The 22,466-nt window shown below is 70.6% G+C and carries 22 protein-coding genes and 1 pseudogene; 13 read left to right on the top strand and 10 right to left on the bottom strand.

What is annotated here, in order from left to right; genetic code table 11:
• Positions 1-11: 11 nt before the first annotated feature.
• From QA861_RS04900 to QA861_RS04890, 3 genes are all read left to right on the top strand, one after another.
• The gene (locus tag QA861_RS04900) at positions 12-275 is read left to right on the top strand and encodes a hypothetical protein (protein WP_334586965.1); all 264 of its coding nucleotides are present in this window, start codon (positions 12-14) and stop codon (positions 273-275) included.
• Between the two features lie 64 nt (positions 276-339).
• Entirely contained in the window at positions 340-2,427 is a 2,088-nt protein-coding gene (locus QA861_RS04895; RefSeq protein WP_334586963.1) for a SpoIIE family protein phosphatase, read from the top strand.
• A gap of 31 nt (positions 2,428-2,458) precedes the next feature.
• Complete coding sequence (locus QA861_RS04890) at positions 2,459-3,322, top strand: Fpg/Nei family DNA glycosylase (RefSeq protein WP_334586961.1); 864 nt, start codon at positions 2,459-2,461, stop codon at positions 3,320-3,322.
• Between the two features lie 16 nt (positions 3,323-3,338).
• Here QA861_RS04890 and QA861_RS04885 read toward each other — a convergent pair whose 3' ends face one another.
• The 4 genes from QA861_RS04885 to QA861_RS04870 all read right to left on the bottom strand — a co-directional run bounded on the left by QA861_RS04885 (position 3,339) and on the right by QA861_RS04870 (position 6,126).
• Positions 3,339-3,992, bottom strand: coding sequence for a zf-HC2 domain-containing protein (locus QA861_RS04885; protein ID WP_334586960.1), 654 nt, complete (start codon positions 3,990-3,992; stop codon positions 3,339-3,341).
• 139 nt (positions 3,993-4,131) lie between these two features.
• On the bottom strand, positions 4,132-4,647 hold the full coding sequence (locus tag QA861_RS04880; protein ID WP_006377621.1) for a hypothetical protein: 516 nt from the start codon (positions 4,645-4,647) through the stop codon (positions 4,132-4,134).
• Between the two features lie 147 nt (positions 4,648-4,794).
• Positions 4,795-5,343, bottom strand: a complete 549-nt coding sequence (locus tag QA861_RS04875) for a sigma-70 family RNA polymerase sigma factor (RefSeq protein WP_334586959.1) — start codon at positions 5,341-5,343, stop codon at positions 4,795-4,797.
• A 306-nt stretch (positions 5,344-5,649) separates the two neighbouring features.
• Entirely contained in the window at positions 5,650-6,126 is a 477-nt protein-coding gene (locus QA861_RS04870) for a universal stress protein (RefSeq protein ID WP_334586958.1), read from the bottom strand.
• A 144-nt stretch (positions 6,127-6,270) separates the two neighbouring features.
• Between QA861_RS04870 and QA861_RS04865 the strand changes: the two genes are divergently transcribed.
• Entirely contained in the window at positions 6,271-7,107 is an 837-nt protein-coding gene (locus QA861_RS04865) for a polysaccharide deacetylase family protein (protein WP_334586956.1), read from the top strand.
• A gap of 45 nt (positions 7,108-7,152) precedes the next feature.
• Here QA861_RS04865 and QA861_RS04860 read toward each other — a convergent pair whose 3' ends face one another.
• A complete protein-coding gene (locus QA861_RS04860; RefSeq protein ID WP_334586955.1) occupies positions 7,153-7,815 on the bottom strand; it encodes a class F sortase in 663 nt (220 codons plus the stop codon).
• 331 nt (positions 7,816-8,146) lie between these two features.
• Here QA861_RS04860 and QA861_RS04855 point away from each other — a divergent pair, with 331 nt between their 5' ends.
• The gene (locus QA861_RS04855; RefSeq protein ID WP_334586954.1) at positions 8,147-8,635 is read left to right on the top strand and encodes a hypothetical protein; all 489 of its coding nucleotides are present in this window, start codon (positions 8,147-8,149) and stop codon (positions 8,633-8,635) included.
• 80 nt (positions 8,636-8,715) lie between these two features.
• Here the strand turns inward: QA861_RS04855 and QA861_RS04850 are convergent, their stop codons facing one another.
• The 3 genes from QA861_RS04850 to QA861_RS04840 form a co-directional block, all read right to left on the bottom strand.
• The gene (locus tag QA861_RS04850) at positions 8,716-9,240 is read right to left on the bottom strand and encodes a hypothetical protein (protein WP_334586953.1); all 525 of its coding nucleotides are present in this window, start codon (positions 9,238-9,240) and stop codon (positions 8,716-8,718) included.
• 260 nt (positions 9,241-9,500) lie between these two features.
• Complete coding sequence (locus QA861_RS04845; protein ID WP_334586952.1) at positions 9,501-10,265, bottom strand: bestrophin-like domain; 765 nt, start codon at positions 10,263-10,265, stop codon at positions 9,501-9,503.
• An 18-nt stretch (positions 10,266-10,283) separates the two neighbouring features.
• Positions 10,284-11,039, bottom strand: coding sequence for a hypothetical protein (locus QA861_RS04840; protein ID WP_334586951.1), 756 nt, complete (start codon positions 11,037-11,039; stop codon positions 10,284-10,286).
• Positions 11,040-11,312: 273 nt separating this feature from the next.
• Here QA861_RS04840 and QA861_RS04835 point away from each other — a divergent pair, with 273 nt between their 5' ends.
• The 3 genes from QA861_RS04835 (at position 11,313) to QA861_RS04825 (ending at position 15,629) form a co-directional block, all read left to right on the top strand.
• Entirely contained in the window at positions 11,313-12,308 is a 996-nt protein-coding gene (locus tag QA861_RS04835) for an SCO0930 family lipoprotein (protein ID WP_334586949.1), read from the top strand.
• Between the two features lie 367 nt (positions 12,309-12,675).
• The gene (locus tag QA861_RS04830; RefSeq protein ID WP_334586948.1) at positions 12,676-13,488 is read left to right on the top strand and encodes an SAM-dependent methyltransferase; all 813 of its coding nucleotides are present in this window, start codon (positions 12,676-12,678) and stop codon (positions 13,486-13,488) included.
• Positions 13,485-15,629: a putative bifunctional diguanylate cyclase/phosphodiesterase gene (locus QA861_RS04825; protein ID WP_334586947.1), complete on the top strand. Its 2,145-nt coding sequence runs from the start codon at positions 13,485-13,487 to the stop codon at positions 15,627-15,629. Before QA861_RS04830 ends, QA861_RS04825 begins: the two co-directional genes overlap by 4 nt.
• An 89-nt stretch (positions 15,630-15,718) precedes the next feature.
• On the opposite strand, the gene QA861_RS04820 is transcribed toward QA861_RS04825, so the two are convergent.
• The gene (locus QA861_RS04820) at positions 15,719-16,603 is read right to left on the bottom strand and encodes a LysR family transcriptional regulator (protein ID WP_334586946.1); all 885 of its coding nucleotides are present in this window, start codon (positions 16,601-16,603) and stop codon (positions 15,719-15,721) included.
• Between the two features lie 131 nt (positions 16,604-16,734).
• Between QA861_RS04820 and QA861_RS04815 the strand changes: the two genes are divergently transcribed.
• From QA861_RS04815 to QA861_RS04795, 5 genes are all read left to right on the top strand, one after another.
• The gene (locus QA861_RS04815; protein WP_334586945.1) at positions 16,735-17,406 is read left to right on the top strand and encodes a succinate dehydrogenase; all 672 of its coding nucleotides are present in this window, start codon (positions 16,735-16,737) and stop codon (positions 17,404-17,406) included.
• Between the two features lies 1 nt (position 17,407).
• A complete protein-coding gene (locus QA861_RS04810; RefSeq protein ID WP_334586944.1) occupies positions 17,408-19,360 on the top strand; it encodes a fumarate reductase/succinate dehydrogenase flavoprotein subunit in 1,953 nt (650 codons plus the stop codon).
• Positions 19,357-20,106: a succinate dehydrogenase/fumarate reductase iron-sulfur subunit gene (locus tag QA861_RS04805; protein ID WP_334586943.1), complete on the top strand. Its 750-nt coding sequence runs from the start codon at positions 19,357-19,359 to the stop codon at positions 20,104-20,106. The genes QA861_RS04810 and QA861_RS04805 overlap by 4 nt, the downstream gene beginning before the upstream one ends.
• 218 nt (positions 20,107-20,324) lie before the next feature.
• Positions 20,325-21,098 carry a GNAT family N-acetyltransferase gene (locus QA861_RS04800; RefSeq protein ID WP_334586942.1) on the top strand — a complete coding sequence of 258 codons (774 nt, stop codon included), beginning with the start codon at positions 20,325-20,327 and terminating at the stop codon, positions 21,096-21,098.
• Positions 21,098-22,018 (top strand): lysophospholipid acyltransferase family protein, encoded by a 921-nt coding sequence (locus QA861_RS04795; RefSeq protein WP_334586941.1) that lies wholly within the window; start codon positions 21,098-21,100, stop codon positions 22,016-22,018. Before QA861_RS04800 ends, QA861_RS04795 begins: the two co-directional genes overlap by 1 nt.
• Here the strand turns inward: QA861_RS04795 and QA861_RS04790 are convergent.
• Positions 21,982-22,391: pseudogene (locus QA861_RS04790) on the bottom strand (LLM class oxidoreductase); the annotation flags it as partial. The gene QA861_RS04795 and the pseudogene QA861_RS04790 overlap by 37 nt on opposite strands.
• Positions 22,392-22,466 lie beyond the last annotated feature (75 nt).

The raw sequence follows: 22,466 nt of genomic DNA, 5'->3' as shown, positions 1-22,466 counted from the left end.
GACAATGGGGGATGCACCGAACCCTTGTCACGGCCTGTGCACTCTCCGCGGCTCTGCTCGTCGGCGGCTGGGACAGCGACCCGCCGGGAGCGGACGTCGTGTCCCCGGACGACCTCGGTGTCGGTACGGCCCAGGACTCCTGTGACGACGTCGGCCCCGACACCGTCCCGGAGATCCCCGACCTTCCCGACGGCGGCGGCCTGATTCCCGACGAGACCCCCACCGCGTACGGCTCCTATGTTCCGTACGACCTGTGCGAGGGCGTCGGCGAGTGAGAGTCGCCCAGCGAAAGACGTCGGACAAGTCGAAGAATCAGCCAAAAACTGGCAGGGTGGGCGCATGGCTGATCGGGGAGCGAGCGCCCTGTCACTCCCGGACGACTGGCCCGCCCACCCGGACCCGGTTCTGGCGCTCAATCGCATGGGGACGTTCGACTGGGACCTGGACGCAGGCCTGTTCCACATGGACGCCCTGGCGTACGAGATCTTCGATCTGCGCCCCGAGGAATACGACGGCCGCCCCGAGAGCCTGGCCTTGCGGGTGCCCCCGATGGAGGGCCGGCGGCTCGATTCCGTCATAGCCGAGGCCATGAAGGACGGCAGCGAGAACTACGGCGCCTACATCCGCGTCCGCCGCCGCGACGGCACCCTGCGCTGGACCCACACCCAGGGCTACATCCGCCGTGACGAGACGGGCCGCCCGCGCCGGATCATCGGCCTCGTCCGCGACGCCACACAGGAGCTGCGGGACAGCGAGGCCCGTACCGAACAGGCCGCCCGGGACGAGGTCAGGCGCCGCCAGACCAACGTCGTGCAGGTCATCACGGCGGCCCTCGCGCACGCCCGCACCGTCGAGGACGTCATCGACGTCCTCACCGACTCCCACGGCGTCCCCCACCTCGGGGCGGCCAGTCTGGTCATGGGCCTGGTGGAGGCCGGCCGTATCCGGCTGGTCGCCGAGGGCCCGGTGGGCGCCTCCGTGCCCGGCACCCGCATCACCCGGATCGACGAGCCCTACCCGATGGGCGACGTCGTACGGACCCTCAGCCCACGTTTCATCGAGTCGCCGGAGGAGTTCGCGGCCGGGTACCCGATCCTGTGGCCGCACCTCACCGACCTGAACATCACCTCGGCGGCCTATCTGCCGCTCATCGCGCAGGCCCGGCCGATCGGAGCGATGGGCCTGCTCTACAACGACCGGTACGGCTTCTCGGCGGAGGACCGCGCCGTGCTCGTCGCGCTCGGCACCAGCATCGCCCAGAGCCTCCAGCGGGCCATGCTCTACGAGCAGGAGAAGGATCTCGCGCAGAGCCTCCAGCAGGCCATGCTGCCGCGCACCATCCCCACCGTGCCCGGAGCCGACATCGCCGTCCGTTACCGCGCCGCCTCCTCCGGCGGCCAGCTGGGCCGGGACATCGGCGGCGACTGGTACGACGTGATCCCCCTGCCGGGTGGCCGGGTCGGCGCGGTCATCGGGGACGTGCAGGGCCACGACACGCATGCCGCGGCCGTCATGGGCCAGCTGCGGATCGTCCTGAAGGCCTACGCGACCGAGGGGCACCCGCCCGCCACGGTGATGGCCCGCGCCTCGGTCTTTCTGCACGAACTCGACACGGACCGCTTCGCGACCTGTCTGTACGCGGAGGCCGACCTGTCCACCGGGGTGGTCCAGGCGGTCCGGGCCGGCCACCTCGACCCGCTGGTGCGGCGCGCCGACGGCACCTGCCGCCGCGTCCCGGTCGACGGCGGGCTGCCGCTCGGCCTCTCCGCCGAGTTCGGCCGCCTCGCCTACCCCGTGGCCACCCTCGAACTGGACCCCGGCGAGACCCTGCTGCTGTGCACCGACGGACTCATCGAGCAGCCCGGCGCAGACCTGGAGGACGGGCTGCGGACCCTCATGGCACTCATCGCGGCAGGCCCGGACAGCGTCTGGAAGATGGCCGACTGCCTCATCGAGGTGGCCGACGAGCGAAGCGGGGACGACGACGTGGCCCTGCTTCTGCTGCGCCGTCAGGGCCTGGCCGCCGTACAGTCCGGCGGACGGCTCCAGCAGCATGTCGCACCCGCCGACCCCGACGCGCTGAGCCAGGCCCGGCACATGGTCGGGGCGGCGGTCCGGGCCTGGGGCGCCCATGAGCGGGCCGACGAGGTCGAACTCGTGGCGGATGAACTGATCACCAACACCCTGATGCACACCGAGGGCGCGGCGGTCGTCACGCTGCGGGTGCTGCGCGGCCCGGAGCGTCGCCTGCGCGTCGAGGTCGAGGACTCCTCCAGCGCGCTGCCCCGGCGCCGGGAGGCGGGGGAGGCCGGGGTCTCCGGGCGCGGCCTGCTCCTGGTCGACCTCCTCGGCGACGACTGGGGTGTCGAGGCGCGGGGCGGCGGCAAGGTCGTGTGGTGCGAGTTCGTGGTGCCGCCCACGAGCTGAGCGGTGCGGCGCGCGGTGGCACTCTGGACGTATGCCGGAACTACCCGAGGTCGAAGCGCTCAGGGACTTCCTGACCGAACGGCTCGTGGGCCACGAGGTGGTCCGCGTGCTGCCCGTCGCGATCAGCGTCCTGAAGACGTACGACCCACCGGTCACCGCCTTCGAGGGCCGTGAGGTCACCGCCGTGCACCGGCACGGCAAGTTCCTCGACCTGACAGTGGACGGCGGCCCGCACTTCGTGACCCATCTGGCCCGCGCGGGCTGGCTGCACTGGCGCGACCGCCTCCCCGACGGCCCGCCGAAACCCGGGAAGGGCCCGCTCGCACTGCGTGTCGCCCTGGAGACGGGCGAGGGCTTCGACCTCACCGAGGCCGGCACCCAGAAGCGGCTCGCGGTGTACGTCGTACACGATCCGCAGGAGGTGCCCGGCGTGGCCCGCCTCGGTCCTGACCCGCTCGCCGACGACTTCGACGAGGCCCGCCTCGCCGGTCTGCTGGCGGGGGAGCGGCGCCGGCTGAAAGGGGCGCTGCGCGACCAGAGCCTGATCGCTGGGGTGGGGAACGCCTACAGCGACGAGATCCTGCACGCCGCGCGGATGTCCCCGTTCAAGGTCGCCTCCTCACTCACGCCCGAGGAGACCCGGCGGCTGTACGAGGCACTGCGCACGACGCTCACCGACGCGGTCGAGCGTTCCCGGGGCCTCGCGGCCGGACGCCTGAAGGCGGAGAAGAAGAGCGGCCTGAGGGTGCACGGCCGGACCGGCGAGCCCTGCCCGGTGTGCGGGGACACCGTCCGCGAGGTCTCCTTCAGCGACTCCTCGCTGCAGTACTGCCCCACCTGCCAGACGGGTGGCAAACCGCTGGCCGACCGCCGGATGTCCCGCCTGCTCAAGTAGCGCCTCGCGCACTTGCTCAGGGGGCGTCGAGGGTCACCAGGTGCAGGCCGTCGGTGGTGCGCAGCTCGTACTTGTCGATCTGGTCGGGGTGGAGGGTCGAGGCGCCCATCATCGTGCTCTCCCGGGCGTCGTGCTCGGGCACGTTCCAGTTGGTCAGCGTCTCTTCCGTGCCGTCGTCCGCGATGGCGACGAGGTGGCAGGCGCGGGGGCCGGCGCCGTCCTTGACCTTCAGTTCGATCTGGCTGCCCCAGACCGTGTTCTCGCTGGTGACCTGTGCCCAGACGCCCGAGCGCTCGTCGGTCGCGGTGACCTGCTGCGTCCGGTCCGCGTCGCCGCTCGCCATGATCGCGATGCCGGGGCCGGCCACGGCGAAGACCACCGCCGCGGCGACCGCGTACAACCAGCGCCGACGGCCGGCGCGCTGCCGGTTCGCCACTTCGCCGAGCAGTCGGTCCAGCAGAGTGGGACCGGGTTGGGCCATGGGGTGCACGGAGCGCGGCGTGGCTCGCCGGTACAGCAGCAACTGCCGTGTGGCGGGGCCGAATTCGGTCACATGGGCCGCGCACTGGGGGCACTCCATGAGGTGGTCCTCGAAGCGGAAGGCGTCCGCCTCGTCGAGCACGCCGAGCGCGTATGCGCCGACGTCGCGATGCCGTTCCAGGGACCTCATGCAGAATCCTCGTGCCGATGGTACGGGTGGGGTGGTGTTGCTCCCACCGGTACGCACCGCACAGCGGAATCACTCAAGGCCCATACCGAATCGAGACCAAAGGTGTTCGGAGCGGAGGGCACCGCGGATTGGTCGGATTCTAGAAAAGATGGATCGCCAGATGCCCGAGGGGCAGTCCCAGCCGCCAGGCGGGGGTCCACACCTTCGGTCCGTCGTCCTCACCGGGCACGGGCCCGCCACCCGGGACGGCGTCCAGATCCGGGGCGAGCAGCTCGGTCTCCTCCAGCCAGCGCCAGGCGGCGGCGGCAAGATCCAAGTCCGGGGCCGGTGCTCTCGATTCGAGTGCGTCGGCCGCCAACCTGGAAATACGTGTGCGGACCCAGTCCTGCCAGGGCTGGTCGTACGCCGTCAGCGAAAGCCACTTCTCCAGCTGAGTGATGACCCGGATGCCCGAGAGTTCACCACTGGTGTCGGACAGGAAGATGGTGAGTGCCAGCGCGTCTCTGCCGGCACGGAACTCGAAGGACGTGGGCGGCATCAGGTCGCCCGTCCGCAACAGCTCGTCGGCGATGTACTCGGCGTACAACCAGGCCATGGGGACGGTGAGTTCGCCCCCGCCGGTGCCGTCCGTGCTCTCTTGACCTCTGTGCAGCATCCCTTCCTGCCTTCCTCCGGTGCGTGCGCGTCGCCCGACCCCGGGCTCCGGGACCGTCACCCGGTCCGGACACCGATGAAGACAGCTGATTGCTCAACCATGGTCCTCAGCAAGGCACTTTGCCGAGGCTTGACCCGACTGTCGGTTTCACCGCAGGTCGGCCGCATAACCCGGTAGGACTCGGCGCAGGGCGCGCAGCGCGTAATACGCGCGGGACTTCACCGTACCGGGCGGGATTCCGAGTGCCGTCGCGGCCTCCGCCACACTCGCCCCGTGGAAATACACCAGCACCAGGACTTCACGGTGCTCGGGAGTGAGAGTCTTCACAGCCTCCCGCACATCCAGCGTCGCCGCCGACCGTTCCGCGTGATCGGCGCACACCCGCGCGCTCTCCAGGATCGCGTCCCCGACCTCGGCGGGCCGCGCCTGCCGGGCCCGCCGCGCGTCGATGGCGAGCCGTCGCCCGACGGTCAGCAGCCAGGGCCGTACGGACTCGAAATCGTCGGCGCGCAGCGCCTCGGGGTGCTGCCAGGCGCGGACGAGTGTCTCCTGCACCAGGTCCTCGGCGCGCTGCCGGTCGCCGTCGCACAGGCGCAGCAGCAGGGCGAAGAGCGGTCGGCCGTGCTCGCGCTGCAGCGCGGCCAGCTCGTGCTCGGCGGTCGTCGTCCCGTGGGTGATGGTGGTTCCGGCCGTCATGGCCGTATGGCATCGCAAGGTCCTGATTCGGGACAGAGCGTGGACCGGAGTGTGCGGCGGACGGTCGGACCCGTCGACGAACGGTGCGACGAACGGTCTGAACGGGAGGTTCCTCATCCGCACGCGCTTCACCCGCTCGCCGTCGGCCCGCGAGGGCGCGGCAGGAAGGTGATGTGAAAGAGGCGCGCACGCGGGGCGCGCGGGCACCGGGCGCGACCCCGTCCGTGTCGTGGTCCCGAGCCGGGGCGCGGGCCCGGACGGTCCGCCGCGACAGGCCCCCGGCGGGACCGGGAGCCGTCGTCGTGGCTACGGCACGACCGTGACCGGCCAGCGGCCCGCCTTCACCAGCCGGACCGCGACCGAGCCGATGATCCGGTGGCCCGCCTGCTCGGACGCGCCGACGACCACCGCGTCCGCCTTGAGGTCGTCGGCGGCCTTCACCAGGCCCGTGTACGGGTCCCCACGGAAGGTGTGGAACTCCCAGCGGATGTCGAATATCCCCTTGACCTGCTCGGTCGACTCCCGGATCTGCGCGATGAGATCCTCCGCGATGCTGTCCGTCGTCTCCGCCACGGGCGCCCCGAACGCGGCGCCCGCCGCCATCACCGGCTGTACGTACACCAGGGCGAGCAGCGCGTGCTGGCGCCGGGCCAGCCCCGCGGCGTAGGCGGCCGCACGGAACGACGAGTCGGAGCCGTCGACGCCGACCACGATGACCTTCGGGCCGTCCGTGCCCCGCTCGAACTGGTGCTTGCCCTGGGGTGAGTGCTGCTGTTCCGTCACGCTGCGAGGCTATCGGGAGCCGGGGGCGGAGCGGACGCGCGGGGGAGGGCGTGACCGGGGAGTACTGGTCCCAACGGGTGTTTTCCTACCGCCGCACCGGTGTCGATGCGGGGCGCCGGGACCGGCGCGGGCGACTGATGAGTCATGACGAAGGATCAGTTGCTCACACGGCGCCGGGCGTTGATGATCGGCGGAGCCGCCGCCGTGGGAGCGGCCGGTACGGCCGCGCTGCTCACCACCGGCCAGGACACGACCCCGGCCGCCAGGCCCGCCGCCGGCCCCCCGGCCCATCAGGCTCTCAAGCCCTCCGCGTACCGCCTCGAACCCCTCACCGGCTACGGCCCGCCGCACGCCGTCGCCCACGGACGCACCCTGGTACGCCACGAGCCGCTGCTGCGCGTGTCGGGTCGTGGCCGCACCATGGTGCTGACCTTCGACGACGGCCCTGACCCCCGCTACACCCCGGGCATCCTCCAAACCCTGCGCGAGCACGACGTCCGCGCGATGTTCTTCGTGTGCGGGGAGATGGCGGTCGACAACAAGGACCTGCTCGCCGAGATGACCGACGACGGGCACGTCGTCGGCAACCACACCTGGTCCCACCCGCTGCTGACGCGACTCACCCGCTCCGAGATCCGCTCCCAGATGGAACGCACCAGCGAGGTCATCGAGGACGGCTGCGGCGAGGCGCCCGCCTGGTTCCGCGCCCCGTACGGCGCGTGGAACCGGGCCGCCTTCCAGCTCGGCGCCGAACTCGGCATGGATCCGCTCGCCTGGACCGTCGACACCCTCGACTGGATGACCCCGGGCACCCGCACCATCGTCGACCGGGTCGAGCGCGGCGCCGCCCCGGGTGTCGTGGTGCTCTCGCACGACGCGGGCGGCAACCGCTCGCAGAGCGTCCAGGCACTGCGCGACTATCTGCCGGACCTGCTCAATTCCGGGTACCACATCACCGTACCGACACGGCATTACACCTAACCGCGTCGCCGACCACGGGCTTTCGCCCGCCCGGCCCAGGAACGCTCAGCGAACCTCGACCAGGCGGGCGAACACCACGACGTTCCCCGCGTAGCCGTTCTGTTTGGAGAAACCGCCCCCGCAGGTGATGACCCGCAGTTCGGGGGTGTTCTTACTGCCGTAGACACGATCGCCGGGGAAGTTGTTCTTCTCGAAGACCTCGATGCCGTAGATCTCGAAAACGGCCACCTTTCCGTCCTGGCGCTGGACCTCGACGCGATGCCCCTTCTTGAGGGCCCCGAGTCCGTAGAAAACGGCCGGCCCCTGTTTGTTGTCGACATGGCCGACGATCACGGCGGTGCCCTTCTCGCCGGGCGACACGGCGCCGGTGAACCACCCGGCCAGGTTCGGGTCCTCCGGCGGTGGGGCGTCCACCCACCCGGCCGCGTCCAGACCCACCGGCAGCAGGGGTGCGTCGACCTGGATCGCCGGGATCCGCACCCGGTCGACCAGGGAGTACGGCAGTGCGGCCGGGACGCTGGAGAAGGTGCCGCCCGGGAGGTGGCTGTCCGCTGCCGCCGCCGACGCGGGCTGTGGCGGACCGACGTCGAACTCTCCCGAACCGTTTCGAATGAGCGCGAGGCCGGTCAGCAGAACAAGCGCTATCACGCCCCACGGAGCGCGCTTCTTCCGCTGCTGCTCCTCTTCCGCCAGCTCGGACGCAGACATTCGTCATCCCCTCTCGACCCGGCCGTCGCCCGGTCAATCGCGCATACGAGAACGCTAAGTGCCCGGCGGGAAACCGGCGACGGGGCAGCAGCGAACGGGTGGTGGGCGTGTCATCGGTGAGCCATCCGGGTCGGCGGCGAAAGTATTTTTCTGACGGTCCGTGACCTGCGGCAATATCTGATTGTGTGGTCTTCCTTCGGCGTGTCCTCTCACCAGGACGGACCATTCCCGAAATGCGGCTGCGGGCACGGCATCTGAGGGTTCGTCTGGGAGGCGTTTTCTCGCCGATCGACCGGGGACGGGTCCCGGGGCGCCTTCCGCGGAGGTTCACATGCGTACTACTCGTGCCCTGGTGGTGGCTGCCGCCACGGCTGCCGCGGTGGGGCTCGCCGCCCCGGCGGCCTCGGCCTGGGACCAGCCGTCCAGCGTCACCGCCGCACCGAGCGTCATCGCGCCGGGCGGTCAGCTGGTGCTCACGGCCAACGGTTCGGCCTGCACCGTGTCCGGCAGCACCATCAGTTCGAACGCCTTCACGCCGGTCAAGTTCAGGTCCATGGGTGGCAACACCGCGACGGCGACGGTGACCGTCAACTCGAACGCCACCGCGGGTTCGTACAGCGTGACCACCAACTGTGAGAACCGGATGAAGACATTCACCTCCGTGTTCACGGTGATCGGCGGGGTCCAAGGCGGTCTCGGTGGCAGCAGTTCCGCCGGGGCCACGCCGACCGACATGGCGATCGGGGGCGGCCTGGTGGCCGCCGCGCTTGTCGGTGGCGGGGTGTTCTGGATGCGCCGCCGGTCCGAGACCCGGATCTGACGCACCGCACGTCACCAACAGCCCTTCGCCCCGGAAACCCGTCAGGGTCCGGGGCGAAGGGCTGTGCCCGTACCGGGTGGTCAGGCGTTGTCGTCGCCCGAGCGGCGGCGTGAGAAGCCGTACGCCACCGTCAGCGATCCCGCGACGAGCGCGGCGCCGAGGCCGATCTCCTTGAGGTCGAAGCCGGCGACGCTGCCGCCCTCGCCCGCCTGCACACCCCGCTGCACCGGCAAGGGGTACTGCGTCGGCTCGCCGGGGCGCCCGATCGCGATGGTGAGGTCGGTGTGGCCGCTCTCGCCACCGCAGGTGAACGTCACCCGGTACGTGGCCCCCGGTCTGGCGTCCCAGTCGACCTTCGCCCGCGCCGACGAGTGTCCCTCGGGGATGATGACCGGATCGAACACTCCGGAGGACACCCGGGTGTCGTCGTTGCAGCCGTCCACGCGCAGGGTGACCTGTCCACCCGCCGCGATGGTCGACGGCACGACACTGAAGCCGAACGACGTGACGTTGTTGTCCATGACGGCGGCTTGAGCGGTGGGTGCGGTGAAGGCGAGGGCGGTGACGCCGAGCAGTGCGGCCGAGGCCACGCGTATCGCGTGCATATGGGTCCTCCGGGTCCCCGAGGAGCAGCTGCGGACGTTTTCCGCTCGCGCCGTACCGGTCGCGCCAGAATGCACCTCGATGACCGAAACGCTAGGAACGCGTGTGCGTATGCGCGATCGGTGTCGTGCGAATGGGGCACGGATGTGGGCCGCTCAGGGGATCTCGTTGAGCGAAGCGGGGGACACGCGCGCGTGGCGCGTGTCCCCCGGAGTGAGCGCGATGAGGAAACGTCAGTCCCTCGGCGCCGGTCCTCGGACGGTCAGTGTCCCGCGCCCGGGAAGAGCGCCAGGAACGGATCCGCCGTGGCCGTGATGCCGCGGCTGTAGGGCGCGTCGAAGTCCCAGATCAGGAACAGCAGGAAGGCGATCAGGGTGGAGAAGAGCCCGGCCAGGATCAGTTCGCGGGGTGTGCGCCGGATCTGGAGGGCGAAGATCATGCCGACCGTGATCACGGCACCCGCGATCAGGCCGAACCAGACGACGCCGGGCATGGTCGGCCCGGTCGAGTCGGCGCGGGCCGTGCGTGCCTGGTCCGCGGTGGTCACCTGGTCGAGGAGCGGCTGGTAGGCCTGGGCCTGGAAGTCGGTCGTCGGCTCGTAGTCGGTGACGTCGACGCGGACGCGTTGCAGCAGCTGGTCGCCGCGCTTGGTGACCCTGCCGTTGTCCGCCATCTCCTGCCACTCGGTTTTGACGACGTGTCCGACATAGGCGTTGACGTCGTTGCGAATACGGTCACGGACGTCGGGCGGGTAGACGCGGACCCGCTCGGAGATCTCGTGCAGTGCGTGGGCCTCCGTCGAGACGTGGTCCTGGGCGACGCCGCGCGCCTCCCAGACACCGGCGATGGCCAGACCCAGCACGATGGCGTACACCACACCGATCCACATCGTCATGTACTCGATCACGTCCGGGGTGTCGGACGGATCCTCGTCCTCCGGGGCCCTGCGGTCCCGTACGAAGGTGATGAGGATGACGACCGCGCACGCGGCCGCGATCGCGAGGGCGAGAACAAGCCATTCCGACAAGGGGATGCCTCCAAGGGGTCAGCGCGGACGCAGCGCGGCGACGGCGATCACGGCGGGCAGGGTGATGAGCAGGGTGAACGAGACCAGCGAGGGGCCGCCGCGGACGGTCCGTTTGTGGGCGGACACGCGGTACGGCGGATACGTCACCGCGGCCGGTGACACCGTCGGGCTGGGGCTCGGCTTCGGCGTGCCCGTCGGTGCGGGTGCGGGTGCGGGTGCTGGAGCGGGAGGCGGCGGCGGACTCGGGGTCGGCCGGGGGGCCGGGGCGGGCGGCGCGGCCGGTGGCTTCGGCTCGGGTGCCGGCGTCGGCTTGCGCGGGGGAGTGGGCTTCGGGGTGGGTGTGGGCGTGGGCCTCGGTTTCGGTGGTGGCGGAGGTTCCGGCGTGGGCGTTGGCGTCGGTGGGGGAGTCGGCGTGGGTGGGGGAGTCGGCGTGGGGCAGGGCGGTGTCGGTGTCGGTGTCGGTGTCGGGGTCGGGCACCAGGAACCGGTGCCGACGACGACCTCCGTACCGTTCCCGGTGACAGCCGCTCCACCGTTGCCCGCGCTGACCGACCAGCCGTCTCCGGCGGCGACCGGGACACCGGTGCCGACCGTGACCGTGGCCCCGTTCCCGGTGACCGTCACCGAGGTGTCGCTGCCCGAGCCGGTGGAGACGGAGACGCATGTGGTCGCCTCGGCCGTCCCGACGGGCATGCCGACGAGCAGCCAGGTCAGGCCCAGCAGCGCCAATACCCGTATGGCGGGGGCGAATCGGGTCTGTGTGGGTCCATACACGACGAAGATCATGTGCGCTGGACGCTCCCGCGCGCGCGGGAGCGCGAGGAGGTTGCCCCGAACGAGTGACATATGTCGTGTAGCGGTTTGGATCACCCGTTCTAGGTGCGGTCGGTAATCGTCCTCGTGTGCGAGCTGTGACGGGTGCGGCCACAGGCTTCGGAAAGAAATTTGTGCCGTGATTGAACACAGCGACCACCGCCGCCCGTACCTAGGACCGTGCGGCGGCCCAGCAGGGCGTCGCAACACCCTAACGATTACGGGGAGTACGTAATGAAGACCTCCTGGCGGAGCGCCTCACTCGTAGCGTCAGCTGCGGCCGTGCTGGTGCTGACGACGGCGTGCGGTCAGGACAAGGGCACGGACACGAGCAGCCAGAACGTCGGCGCGGCGGCACCGGCCGCCGGTGGTTACGGCTCCGTGGCCGGCACGACCACAGGCGGAACAGGTACCGGTACGGACACCGGCACCGACACCGGTACGGACACCGGCGCCGCGGCCAACGGAGAGCAGGCCGCCGCGGGCAACTCGGCGTCGGCGGGCCAGCTGAACGTGGTCGCCAGCGCGGCGGTGGGCAAGGTGCTGGCCAGCAGCAGCGGCCGTACGCTCTACCGCTTCGACGCGGACACGGCCGAACCGCCGAAGTCCAACTGCGACGGCGACTGCGCCACCGCCTGGCCGCCGGTTCCCGCGGACGACGTCTCGGCCGGAGCCGGTGTCGATTCCGCGCTCCTGGGCGAGGTGACCCGTTCCGACGGCACCAAGCAGCTCACCGTCGGCGGCTGGGCCGCCTACTACTACGCCAAGGACACCTCGCCCGGCGACATCAAGGGCCAGGGTGTGGGCGGCAAGTGGTACGGCCTCGCGCCCGACGGCAAGAAGGCGACGCTCGCCGCGCTGCCCGGCCTGTCCACCCGCAACGACCCCAAGCTCGGCACGATCGTCGTCGACAAGAAGGGGATGACGGTCTACCGCTTCCTGAAGGACCAGGCCTGGCCGAAGCCGGTGTCCGCCTGTGTCGGCGCCTGCCTGGACAAGTGGCCGGTCGTCTCGCCGGTCGCCTTCAACGACACCAAGGGCATCAAGGAGAAGGGCTACATGAACTTCACCCGGCCCGACAACGGTGCCAAGCAGCAGACGCTCAACTGCTCGCCCATCTACACCTTCATCAACGACAAGGAGCCCGGCGACACCAACGGGCAGGGCGTCGGCGGCACCTGGTACGCCGTGGCACCCGACGGCAAGCTGGTCGGAGCGCCCAACCAGTAACAGGGCGAACGGACTTCTCCGGGCCTGCTCCCTTCGTCTCGCACACTCCGTGCGGGACGAAGGGAGCAGGCCTCTTCGCGTGTCCACAACTCGCCGGTAACCAAAGCGATGTGTCGGCGAATCGTCCCCGACTCGCCGTATTTCGACGGGAGTCGGCAGCAACACTTCGTAACCCTTGAGAACTCTTTGGAATGCTCCGGATACTTTTCGTAGAGAGTTCGCGGTACGTCAATTCGGCACGTGCCGCAGGCAGTGACCGGGAACGGATGGTCAATTTCCGTTTCCGCTCGCTCCTTTGGCGGGCGATCAGTAACCTCAGCTCGAACACTGGTCCGCCAACGCCTGCCAACTCCTGGGAGAGAGACCGATGGAGCGTCCCGCCTGGGCCCCCCGGGGCATCGACATCTCGGTGCCGAGCGTTTCCCGGATCTACGACTTCTACCTGGGCGGATCGCACAACTTCGAGGTCGACCGGGAAGCCGCCCGCAAGGCCATGGAGTTCATGCCGGGACTTCCGAAGATCATGCAGGCCAACCGCGCGTTCATGCGCCGGGCCGTCCGCTTCGCAGCCGCCGAGGGCATCACCCAGTTCCTCGACATCGGCTCCGGCATTCCCACCTTCGGCAGCGTCCACGAAGTGGCCCGGGAGGTGAACCCCGAGGCGCGGGTGATGTACGTCGACCACGACCCGGTCGCCGTCGCCCACAGCCAGGCGGTCCTGGCCGGCGACGAGCACGCGGACGTCCTCGCGGCCGATCTGCGCAAGCCCCGGGAGATCCTGGACAGCTCCCAGACGCAGAGCCTGATCGACCGGAACCGGCCAGTGGCCCTGCTTCTCGTTGCCATACTGCACTTCGTGGAAGACACGGACGACCCGTACGCGGCGGTCGCCGAGCTGCGCGACGCGCTCGCGCCGGGCAGCCTGCTCGTCCTGACGCACGCCTCGTACGAGGGAATCCCGCTGCCGCCGGAGCGGGCCGAGGGCGCGGTCGACGTATACAAGGGCATTCGCAATCCGCTGGTCATGCGTTCGCGCGATGCGATCGCACGGTTCTTCGAGGGGTACGACATGGTGGAACCGGGACTGGTGCCGATGCCGCGCTGGCGGCCGGAGACGGCACCGGAGGACGATGACGCGTACTCGTTCTCCGGATTCGCCGGCGTGGGGCGTACGGCATGACCGCGGAGCCGGACGGCCCCCAGGACAGACTGCGCAGGTTCGCGACCATCTGGAGCCGGGCGGTGTTCCAGGTGACTTCCACCTCGCTCACCCGGCCGGAGTTCGAGGAGCAACTCCTGCCGCTCGCCGGGCGGTTGAGCGAGGCGCTGCGGGCCAGGACGTTCGACGCCGAGGAGGGCCGGGCGGTCGGCGCCGCACTGGTCTCCGCGCACTGCACCGACCCCGAGACGCTTCTCCGCTCGCTCGACTGCGTGGACGCCTACCTGGTCCTCTACTGCGGTGAGGACGGCCCGCAGGAGGACCTGCGAGCCCGTTCGTCGAGGCTCCAGCACGCCATGGCCGCCGGCTACGCTGTCGCGCTGCGCGACCGGACCCTGGCCGAGCAGGAGGCCATCGCGTGGGCCGCGCAGAGTGCGCGCAGCGCGGTCGCCGAGGCGCTGCACGACAGCGAGGCCCGTTTCCGGGCCGTTTTCGAGGGTGCGGCCATAGGCATCGGCATCGCCGACCTCGACGGCAACATCCTGCAGATCAACGGCGCGCTGCAACGAATGTTCGGCGGCTCGGAGCAGACCGTACGGGGCCGCAGGGTCCCGGAGTGGACCCACCCGGACGACGCCCCGCAGGTCTGGCGGCTCTACGACGAACTCGTCCGCGGCGAACGCGAGCACTACCACGTCGAGAAGGCGTTCTACCGCCCCGACGGAACGGTCCTGTGGACCAACCTCACGGTCTCCCTCCTCCGGGACGCCGACGGCCGTCCGCAGTACCAGCTTGCCCTCATGGAGGACACCACCGAGCGCCGGCTCCTCAACCTCAGGCTGCGGTACGAGGCCACGCACGACGCGCTCACCGGACTGCCCAACCGCACCCTGTTCTTCGAACGCCTGGAGAAGGCGGTGTCGGCGGGCGCGGGCCAGCGCTTCGGCCTGTGCTACCTCGACCTCGACGGGTTCAAGACCATCAACGACAGCCTCGGCCACGCGGCCGGAGACCGGCTGCTCGTCGAGGTCGCCGACCGGCTGCAGTCCTGCGCGACCGCACCGGGCGAGATGGTGGCCCGGCTGGGCGGCGACGAGTTCGTGGCCCTGACCACCGGCCCCGACACCGAACGCGAGGTCGACGAACTCGCCTCCCGCATCATGAACGCGATGATCGCGCCGGTCAGTGTCGACGGCCGGGAGCTGACCGTGCGCGGCAGCATCGGCATCGTCGAGGGGCCGGCGGGAGAGCGCGGCCCCGCGGAGGTACTGCGCAGCGCCGACATCACCATGTACCGGGCCAAGTCGGCGGGCGGCAACCGCTTCGAACTGGCCGACCCCGAGGCCGACTTGAGGGCGATCACCCGCCACGGGCTCACCACCGCGCTGCCGGCCGCCCTGGACCGCGGCGAGTTCTTCATCGAGTACCAGCCGCTCGTCCACCTCGGCGACGGCAGCGTGCGCGGCGCCGAGGCCCTGGTGCGCTGGCTGCATCCGCAGCACGGGGTCCTGGGCCCCGACCGCTTCATCCCGCTCGCCGAGCACACCGGCCTGATCGTCCCGCTCGGCCGCTGGGTCCTGGAGCAGTCGGTGCGTCAGGCCCGCGCCTGGCAGGAGCAGTACGGGGGACACCCCGCCGGCGGCCCGCTGCGCATCAACGTCAACCTGTCCCCGTGTCAGCTCACCCACCCGGGCCTGGTGCAGGACACCGTCGACATCCTCGAACGCGCGGGCCTGGAGCCCGAGGCGCTGTGCCTGGAGGTGACGGAGTCGGCGTTGATCGGCGCCGACGACGACCTCCTCAAACCTCTGCGCCGCCTCGCCGAGATGGGCGTCGACATCGCCCTGGACGACTTCGGCACCGGTTACTCCAACCTGGCCAACCTGCGTCGCCTCCCGGTGAGCATCCTCAAGCTCGACCGCTCCTTCACCCAGGGGATGCAGCAGTTCCCGGCGGACCCCGTCGACCTGAAGATCGTCGAGGGGATCGTCTCCCTCGCCCACAGCCTGAACCTCACGGTGACGGTCGAGGGCGTGGAAACGGGCGCCCAGGCGGAGCAACTCCGCATACTGGGCTGCGACACGGCCCAGGGCTGGTACTACGCCCGCCCGGGCCCCCCGGAGCGCCTCCACGACCTGGCGCTGGTGGACGCGACGGGCTGATCTCGCGATGGGGCGCGCCCCCTCAGGGGCGCGGGGAACTGCGCGACCAGCCACATACGACCGCGCGATGGCCACGAACCCGTACCCCCTTACCGTTCCAACAGCATCCGCTGCAACTCCCGAGCCGCCCGAGGCGGAGCCACATCGCTTCGGTGGGCAAGGGCGATCGCCCGGAACAGCCCCGGTCGGGCGAGCGGCGTCACCCTGAGCCCCCGCCCCGTCCGGCTCGCCACCATGCGCGGTACGACGGCCACGCCCAGCCCCGCCCGCACGAACCCCAGTACCGCGTCCATCTCCCCGCCCTCCACCGCGAACTCCGGCTCGAACCCGGCGGAGCGACACGCCGCCACGGTCAGCTCGCGCAGGTCGTAGCCGTGCCGGAACATCACCAGGCGCTCGCCCTCCAGGTCGGCGACACGGACGGTCCGCCGGCCCCGGCCGGGCGCGGGCGCGTCCGGGGACGACACCACCACCAGGTCCTCGCGCAGGACCTCCACCGTGGTCAGCGCCGGGGACGGTGTCGGCAGCGGGAGGACGACCAGGGCCAGGTCCAGGGCGCCGCGCGCCAGCTCCCGTACGAGATCGTGCGAGCCGCCCTCCTCGATCAGCAGCCGGATGCCGGGATAGCGGTCGTGGAAGGCGCGCAGCACGTCCGGCAGCAGACCTGTGCACAGGCTCGGCGTCGCGCCCAGCCGGATCCGGCCGGCCCGCAGCTGGACCAGTTCCTGCACCTCGTGCCGGGCCGTGTCCGCGTCGGCCAGGATGCGCCGGGCCAGCGGGAGGAGCGCCTCGCCGGCGTCCGTGAGGGTGATGTTGCCGCGCGCCCGCAGGAACAGTTCGGCCCCCAACTCCCTTTCCAGCGACTTGATCTGCTGGGACAGCGACGGCTGCGCGACATGGACGAGATCCGCGGCGCGGGTGAAGTGCCGGGTCTCGGCGACCGCCACGAAGTACTGGAGCTGCTGGAACTGCATGCGGCCAGGATACGTCCCGCATAGGCTGTGGCTATGGAAACGAGCCAGACCATGTCTTGGACCGATCGGGGTCCGGCGGCCTAGCGTCTTGACCCATGGCTCTGGCAACGCGGACGGACCGACGGCCGTCCATGGCACGCACCGTGTGGGACAGCTCCGTCGGCAAGAAGACCGTGATGGCCGTGAGCGGCCTGATCATGCTGCTGTATCTCGTCGTCCACATGATCGGCAACCTGAAGATCTTCTTCGGGCCCGGCGAGTTCAACCACTACGCCCACTGGCTGCGCACGGTCGGCGAGCCCTTCATGCACTACGAGTGGACGCTCTGGCTCGTCCGCGTCGCGCTCGTGGTGGCCGTCGTCGCCCACGCCACCTCCGCCTACCAGCTCAGCCGCCGCGACCTGAGGGCCCGGCCCAGCAAGTACGTGCACCGGAAGGCGCGGACGAGCTACGCGACGCGCACCATGCGCTGGGGCGGAACCATCCTCGGCCTCTTCATCGTCTGGCACGTCCTCGACCTGACCACCGGCACCGTCCACTCCGGCGGCTTCCAGCCGGGCCACCCCTACCAGAACGTCGTCGACACCTTCTCCACCTGGTACGGCAACGCCGTCTACGTCGTCGCGATGCTCGCCCTCGGCCTGCACATCCGGCACGGCTTCTGGAGCGCCGCCCAGACCCTCGGCGTCGGCAGCCGCACCCGCGACCGCGCCCTCAAAACCGTCGCCAACGTTCTCGCACTGCTGCTCACGGCCGGCTTCCTCGCCGTACCCGTGGGCGTCATGACCGGAGTGGTGAGCTGAAATGACCTCTGAATACACCGAGTTCACGACCGGTGAGTCCCTCGTCGACCACAAGGCGCCCGCCGGCCCGATCAACGAGCGCTGGGACACACGCCGTTTCGAGGCCAGGCTGGTCAACCCCGCCAACCGGCGCAAGCACACCGTCATCGTCGTCGGCACCGGGCTGGCCGGGGGCTCCGCGGGCGCCACGCTCGCCGAACAGGGCTACCACGTCGTCCAGTTCTGCTACCAGGACTCCCCGCGCCGCGCGCACTCGATCGCCGCCCAGGGCGGCATCAACGCGGCGAAGAACTACCGCAACGACGGCGACTCCGTCCACCGGCTGTTCTACGACACCGTCAAAGGCGGCGACTTCAGGGCGCGCGAGTCCAACGTCCACCGGCTGGCACAGATCTCCGTCGAGATCATCGACCAGTGCGTCGCCCAGGGCGTGCCCTTCGCCCGCGAGTACGGCGGACTGCTCGACACCCGCTCCTTCGGCGGAGTCCAGGTCTCACGGACCTTCTACGCCCGCGGCCAGACCGGGCAGCAACTGCTGCTCGGCGCCTACCAGGCACTGAGCCGGCAGATCGCCGCAGGGAACATCGAGATGCACGCCCGCACCGAGATGCTCGACCTGATCGTCGTCGACGGACGGGCCCGGGGAATCGTCGCCCGGGACCTGATCACCGGAAAGATCTCCAGCCACTTCGCGGACGCCGTCGTCCTGGCCTCCGGCGGCTACGGCAACGTCTTCTACCTCTCGACGAACGCCATGAACTCCAACGCCACCGCCGTCTGGCGTGCGCACCGGCGCGGCGCCCACTTCGCCAACCCCTGCTTCACCCAGATCCATCCGACCTGCATCCCGCGCACCGGCGACCACCAGTCCAAGCTGACCCTGATGAGCGAGTCGCTGCGCAACGACGGCCGGATCTGGGTGCCGAAGGCCAAGGGAGACCGGCGGCCGGCGAACGAGATCCCCGAGGACGAGCGCGACTACTACCTGGAGCGGATCTACCCGGCCTTCGGAAACCTGGTGCCCCGTGACATCGCCTCCCGTGCCGCCAAGAACGTGTGCGACGAGGGGCGGGGAGTCGGACCCGGCGGACAGGGCGTCTACCTCGACTTCGCCGACGCCGTCCGGCGGTTGGGGCGCAAGGCGGTCGAGGAGAAGTACGGCAACCTCTTCGACATGTACGCGCGGATCACCGCAGAGGACCCGTACACCGTCCCCATGCGGATCTATCCGGCCGTGCACTACACGATGGGCGGACTCTGGGTCGACTACGACCTCCAGACCACCGTCCCGGGCCTGTTCGCGATCGGCGAGGCCAACTTCTCCGACCACGGCGCGAACCGGCTCGGCGCCTCCGCGCTGATGCAGGGCCTCGCGGACGGCTACTTCGTCCTCCCGGCCACCATCAACGACTACCTGGCCCGCAACCCCGGCCAGGACCCCGTCGACGCCGAACACCCCGTCGTACAGGAGGTGCTGGCCCAGACGGAGGACCGCCTGAACCTCCTCCTGGCCGTCGACGGCGACCGCACCCCCGACTCCTTCCACCGTGAACTCGGCGAACTGATGTGGGAGTTCTGCGGAATGGCCCGCAGCGAGAGCGGGCTGCGCAAGGCCCTGAGCCGTATCCCGCAGATCCGTGAGGAGTTCTGGCGGCGGATCAAGGTCCCGGGCACCGGCGAGGAGTTCAACCAGTCGCTGGAGAAGGCCAACCGTGTCGTCGACTACCTGGAGCTCGCCGAGCTGATGTGCCTCGACGCCCTGCACCGCGCCGAGTCCTGCGGCGGCCACTTCCGCGAGGAGTCCCAGACCCCGGACGGCGAAGCGGCCCGCGACGACGACAGGTTCGCCTACGCCGCCGCCTGGGAGTTCACCAGTGCGGGCTCTGCCCCCGTCCTGCACAAGGAAGATTTCGTCTTCGAGTACGTCCACCCCACCCAGCGGAGCTACGCATGAAGCTCACCCTGCGCGTCTGGCGCCAGCGCGACGCCGACGCCGACGGCGCCATGTCCACGTACGAGGTGGACGGCATCTCCGCCGACATGTCCTTCCTGGAGATGCTCGACACCCTCAACGAGGAACTGATCCTCAAGGGCGACGACCCGGTCGCCTTCGACCACGACTGCCGCGAGGGCATCTGCGGCGCCTGCTCCCTCGTCATCAACGGCGACGCGCACGGACCCGAGCGCACCACCACCTGCCAGCTCCACATGCGGTCCTTCGCCGACGGCGACACCATCGACGTCGAACCCTGGCGCGCCGCCGCCTTCCCCGTGGTCAAGGACCTCGTCGTCGACCGGTCCGCCTTCGACCGCATCATCCAGGCCGGCGGCTACGTCACCGCCCCGACCGGCGCCGCCCCCGAGGCCCACGCCACCCCCGTACCGAAACCGGACGCCGACCTCGCCTTCGAGCACGCCGAGTGCATCGGCTGCGGCGCCTGCGTGGCCGCCTGCCCGAACGGCTCGGCGATGCTCTTCACCTCCGCCAAGGTCAACCACCTGAACGTGCTGCCGCAGGGGGCGCCCGAGCGGGAGACCCGGGTCCTCGACATGGTCGCCCGGATGGACGAGGAGGGCTTCGGTGGCTGCACCCTCGCCGGGGAGTGCGCCACCGCCTGCCCGAAGGGCATCCCCCTCTTCTCCATCACCGGGATGAACAAGGAGTGGCTGCGGGCGACGCGCAAAGTGTCCGGCCGCTGACCCCAGAACGTTCGCCGGCAAGGTGCGGACGGGCGGGACCGGAGTGGTGCTCGACCCCGGTCCCGCCAGGCACCCCTGGCATTCAGCAAGCTCACACCCGCTCTCCCTTCGAGAGTCACGCGCAGGACAGCCGAGGTCGGAAGAACTGATACGGCCGGACGTAACGGGACCGGCCAGCTCACCCCTCGCCGCCCCCGGCCCGTGACCAGGAGAGAGCCATGACCGGCGTTTCCACCATCGAACGTCCCCCGCTCCCCGCCACACCCACCCGCTACACCGTCACCCTCGCCCGCGACGAGGACGACGTCCGAGCCGCACAGCGGCTACGCCACGACGTCTTCGCCGGTGAGCTCGGCGCCCTGCTGTCCTCCCCGCAGCCCGGCCTCGACATCGACCCCTTCGACGCCTACTGCGACCACCTGCTGGTCCGCGACACCCTCACCGGCCAGGTCGTCGGCACCTACCGGCTGCTGCCCCCGGAACGCGCGGCGATCGCCGGACGCCTCTACTCCGAGGGCGAGTTCGACATCTCCCCGCTCGACGCGATCCGCCCCGGGCTCGTCGAGGTCGGCCGCTCCTGCGTGCACCCCGACCACCGCGACGGCGCGGTCATCGGCCTCATCTGGGCCGGAATCGCCCGCTACATGGTCGACCGCGGCCACGACTGGCTGGCCGGCTGCTGCTCCATCCCGCTCTCCGACGGCGGTACCGTCGCCGCCGGCGCCTGGGACCGCGTCCGGGCCAAGCACCTTGCGCCGGAGGAGTTCCGGGTACGCCCCCTGCTGCCCTGGTCCGCCGACGGTGTGACCCGTCCCGCCGGCCGCACCGAACTGCCCCCGCTGCTGCGCGGCTACGTCCGCCTGGGCGCCTGGGTCTGCGGGGAGCCCGCCCACGACCCGGACTTCGGGGTCGCCGACCTGTACGTGCTGCTGTCGATGCGCCGGATCAACCAGCGCTATCTGCGGCACTTCCTCTCCCTCGTCCCGGCCTGATGAGCGTCTGGCTGCCCAGCGCGCCCTGCACGCCGAGGACGTGCGTGGAGACGACGGGTTCCACGACGGCCCTGCCCCTGGCAGTGCTGCGCCTGGTGACCGTCCTGGTGGTCCTGCTGGCGGGGATCATGCTGTGCCCGTTCGGCGGGCGGATTCCCGCCGGGTGGGTACGGCGCTGGGCCCGCACCATCGTGCGGGCCGCCGGGGTCCGGCTCCGGGTGAGCGGCCCGACCGCCCCCACCGGGGGCGTGCTGCTGGTCGCCAACCACATCTCGTGGCTGGACATCCCGCTGCTGGCCGCCGTACGGCCGGCCAGGATGCTCGCCAAGGCCGAGATCCGGCAGTGGCCGGTGGCGGGCGCGCTGACCGCGGCCGGCGGTGCGCTGTTCATCGAGCGCGACCGGCTGCGGGCGCTGCCGCAGACCGTCGCGAAGATCGCCGACGCCCTGCGTCAGGGCACGGCGGTCGTCGCCTTCCCCGAGGGCAGCACCTGGTGCGGCAACGCCCAGGGCCACTTCCGCCGGGCGGTGTTCCAGGCCGCGCTGGACGCCGGGGTCCCCGTCCAGCCGGTGCGGCTGCACTACCGGCTCGCCGGGGGAGCGGCCAGCACGGCGCCGGCGTTTGTCGGCGAGGACTCGTTGCTCACGTCGGTGTGGCGGGTGGTGTCGGCGCGTGGGCTGGTGGCGGAGGTCGGGGTACGGGACGCGATACCGCCGGGGAGTCACCTGGACCGGCGGGCCTTGGCCGAAGCGGCTCAGCTGCCGCTGGGGCCGGGGGTGCATCCGGTTGTGGGCGGGTGCGGGCTCGCTGTGGCTGGTCGCGCAGTTCCCCGCGCCCCTGTAGTGAAGAGGCTGGCTGCGCCGCCTCTTCACTACAGGGGCGGTCAGCCGACCCGGAAAGGTTCCGCCAGCCTGCGGTAGGAGTCCAGCAGGGCGTTCCGGTCGTATGTGCTGGTCGCGACCAGGACCTCCTGCGCGCCCGTCTCCTTCACCAGCGTCTCCAGCTCGTGGGCCACTTCGTCCGCCGTGCCGGCGAGCTGGCCCGCGAGCCCGGACTCGTAGAAGCCGCGTTCCTTGGCGGTCATCGTGCGGGACGGGTGTGCACCCCGGTCGGTGAGGTGCCGCCGAACCAGCCGAGCAGCTCGTCGAGCTGGGCCGAGAAGTCCTCGGGGACCTCCTTGTCACGGCCCAGCGCCCGGCGCACCCCGTCGGTGAAGCCCACCGAGTGGCCGAGCCCCATGTCGATCCGACCCGGTACCAGCGACTCCAGGACCCCGAACTGCTCGGCAAGGAGTGCGCACGAAGCCGAATTAGCTCGATCGTGTGATGGTCGGCTTCCGGGCTTGCGGCGCCCTGGACTGTTCGGGTT

The organism is Streptomyces sp. B21-083 (assembly GCF_036898825.1).
Lineage (GTDB): Bacteria > Actinomycetota > Actinomycetes > Streptomycetales > Streptomycetaceae > Streptomyces.
This window is presented reverse-complemented; position numbering and strand designations above follow the sequence as displayed.

Bases quoted from the DNA above. Each gene is read 5' to 3' on its own strand.
- QA861_RS04855 (WP_334586954.1), top strand. From the start codon at position 8,147: ATGCGTACTACTCGTGCCCTGGTGGTGGCTGCCGCCACGGCTGCCGCG.
- QA861_RS04830 (WP_334586948.1), top strand. From the start codon at position 12,676: ATGGAGCGTCCCGCCTGGGCCCCCCGGGGCATCGACATCTCGGTGCCG.
- QA861_RS04800 (WP_334586942.1), top strand. From the start codon at position 20,325: ATGACCGGCGTTTCCACCATCGAACGTCCCCCGCTCCCCGCCACACCC.
- QA861_RS04820 (WP_334586946.1), bottom strand. From the start codon at position 16,603: ATGCAGTTCCAGCAGCTCCAGTACTTCGTGGCGGTCGCCGAGACCCGG.
- QA861_RS04890 (WP_334586961.1), top strand. From the start codon at position 2,459: ATGCCGGAACTACCCGAGGTCGAAGCGCTCAGGGACTTCCTGACCGAA.
- QA861_RS04900 (WP_334586965.1), top strand. From the start codon at position 12: ATGCACCGAACCCTTGTCACGGCCTGTGCACTCTCCGCGGCTCTGCTC.
- QA861_RS04875 (WP_334586959.1), bottom strand. From the start codon at position 5,343: ATGACGGCCGGAACCACCATCACCCACGGGACGACGACCGCCGAGCAC.
- QA861_RS04835 (WP_334586949.1), top strand. From the start codon at position 11,313: ATGAAGACCTCCTGGCGGAGCGCCTCACTCGTAGCGTCAGCTGCGGCC.
- QA861_RS04885 (WP_334586960.1), bottom strand. From the start codon at position 3,992: ATGAGGTCCCTGGAACGGCATCGCGACGTCGGCGCATACGCGCTCGGC.
- QA861_RS04815 (WP_334586945.1), top strand. From the start codon at position 16,735: ATGGCACGCACCGTGTGGGACAGCTCCGTCGGCAAGAAGACCGTGATG.
- QA861_RS04795 (WP_334586941.1), top strand. From the start codon at position 21,098: ATGAGCGTCTGGCTGCCCAGCGCGCCCTGCACGCCGAGGACGTGCGTG.
- QA861_RS04860 (WP_334586955.1), bottom strand. From the start codon at position 7,815: ATGTCTGCGTCCGAGCTGGCGGAAGAGGAGCAGCAGCGGAAGAAGCGC.
- QA861_RS04825 (WP_334586947.1), top strand. From the start codon at position 13,485: ATGACCGCGGAGCCGGACGGCCCCCAGGACAGACTGCGCAGGTTCGCG.
- QA861_RS04865 (WP_334586956.1), top strand. From the start codon at position 6,271: ATGACGAAGGATCAGTTGCTCACACGGCGCCGGGCGTTGATGATCGGC.
- QA861_RS04810 (WP_334586944.1), top strand. From the start codon at position 17,408: ATGACCTCTGAATACACCGAGTTCACGACCGGTGAGTCCCTCGTCGAC.
- QA861_RS04805 (WP_334586943.1), top strand. From the start codon at position 19,357: ATGAAGCTCACCCTGCGCGTCTGGCGCCAGCGCGACGCCGACGCCGAC.
- QA861_RS04895 (WP_334586963.1), top strand. From the start codon at position 340: ATGGCTGATCGGGGAGCGAGCGCCCTGTCACTCCCGGACGACTGGCCC.
- QA861_RS04880 (WP_006377621.1), bottom strand. From the start codon at position 4,647: ATGCTGCACAGAGGTCAAGAGAGCACGGACGGCACCGGCGGGGGCGAA.
- QA861_RS04850 (WP_334586953.1), bottom strand. From the start codon at position 9,240: ATGCACGCGATACGCGTGGCCTCGGCCGCACTGCTCGGCGTCACCGCC.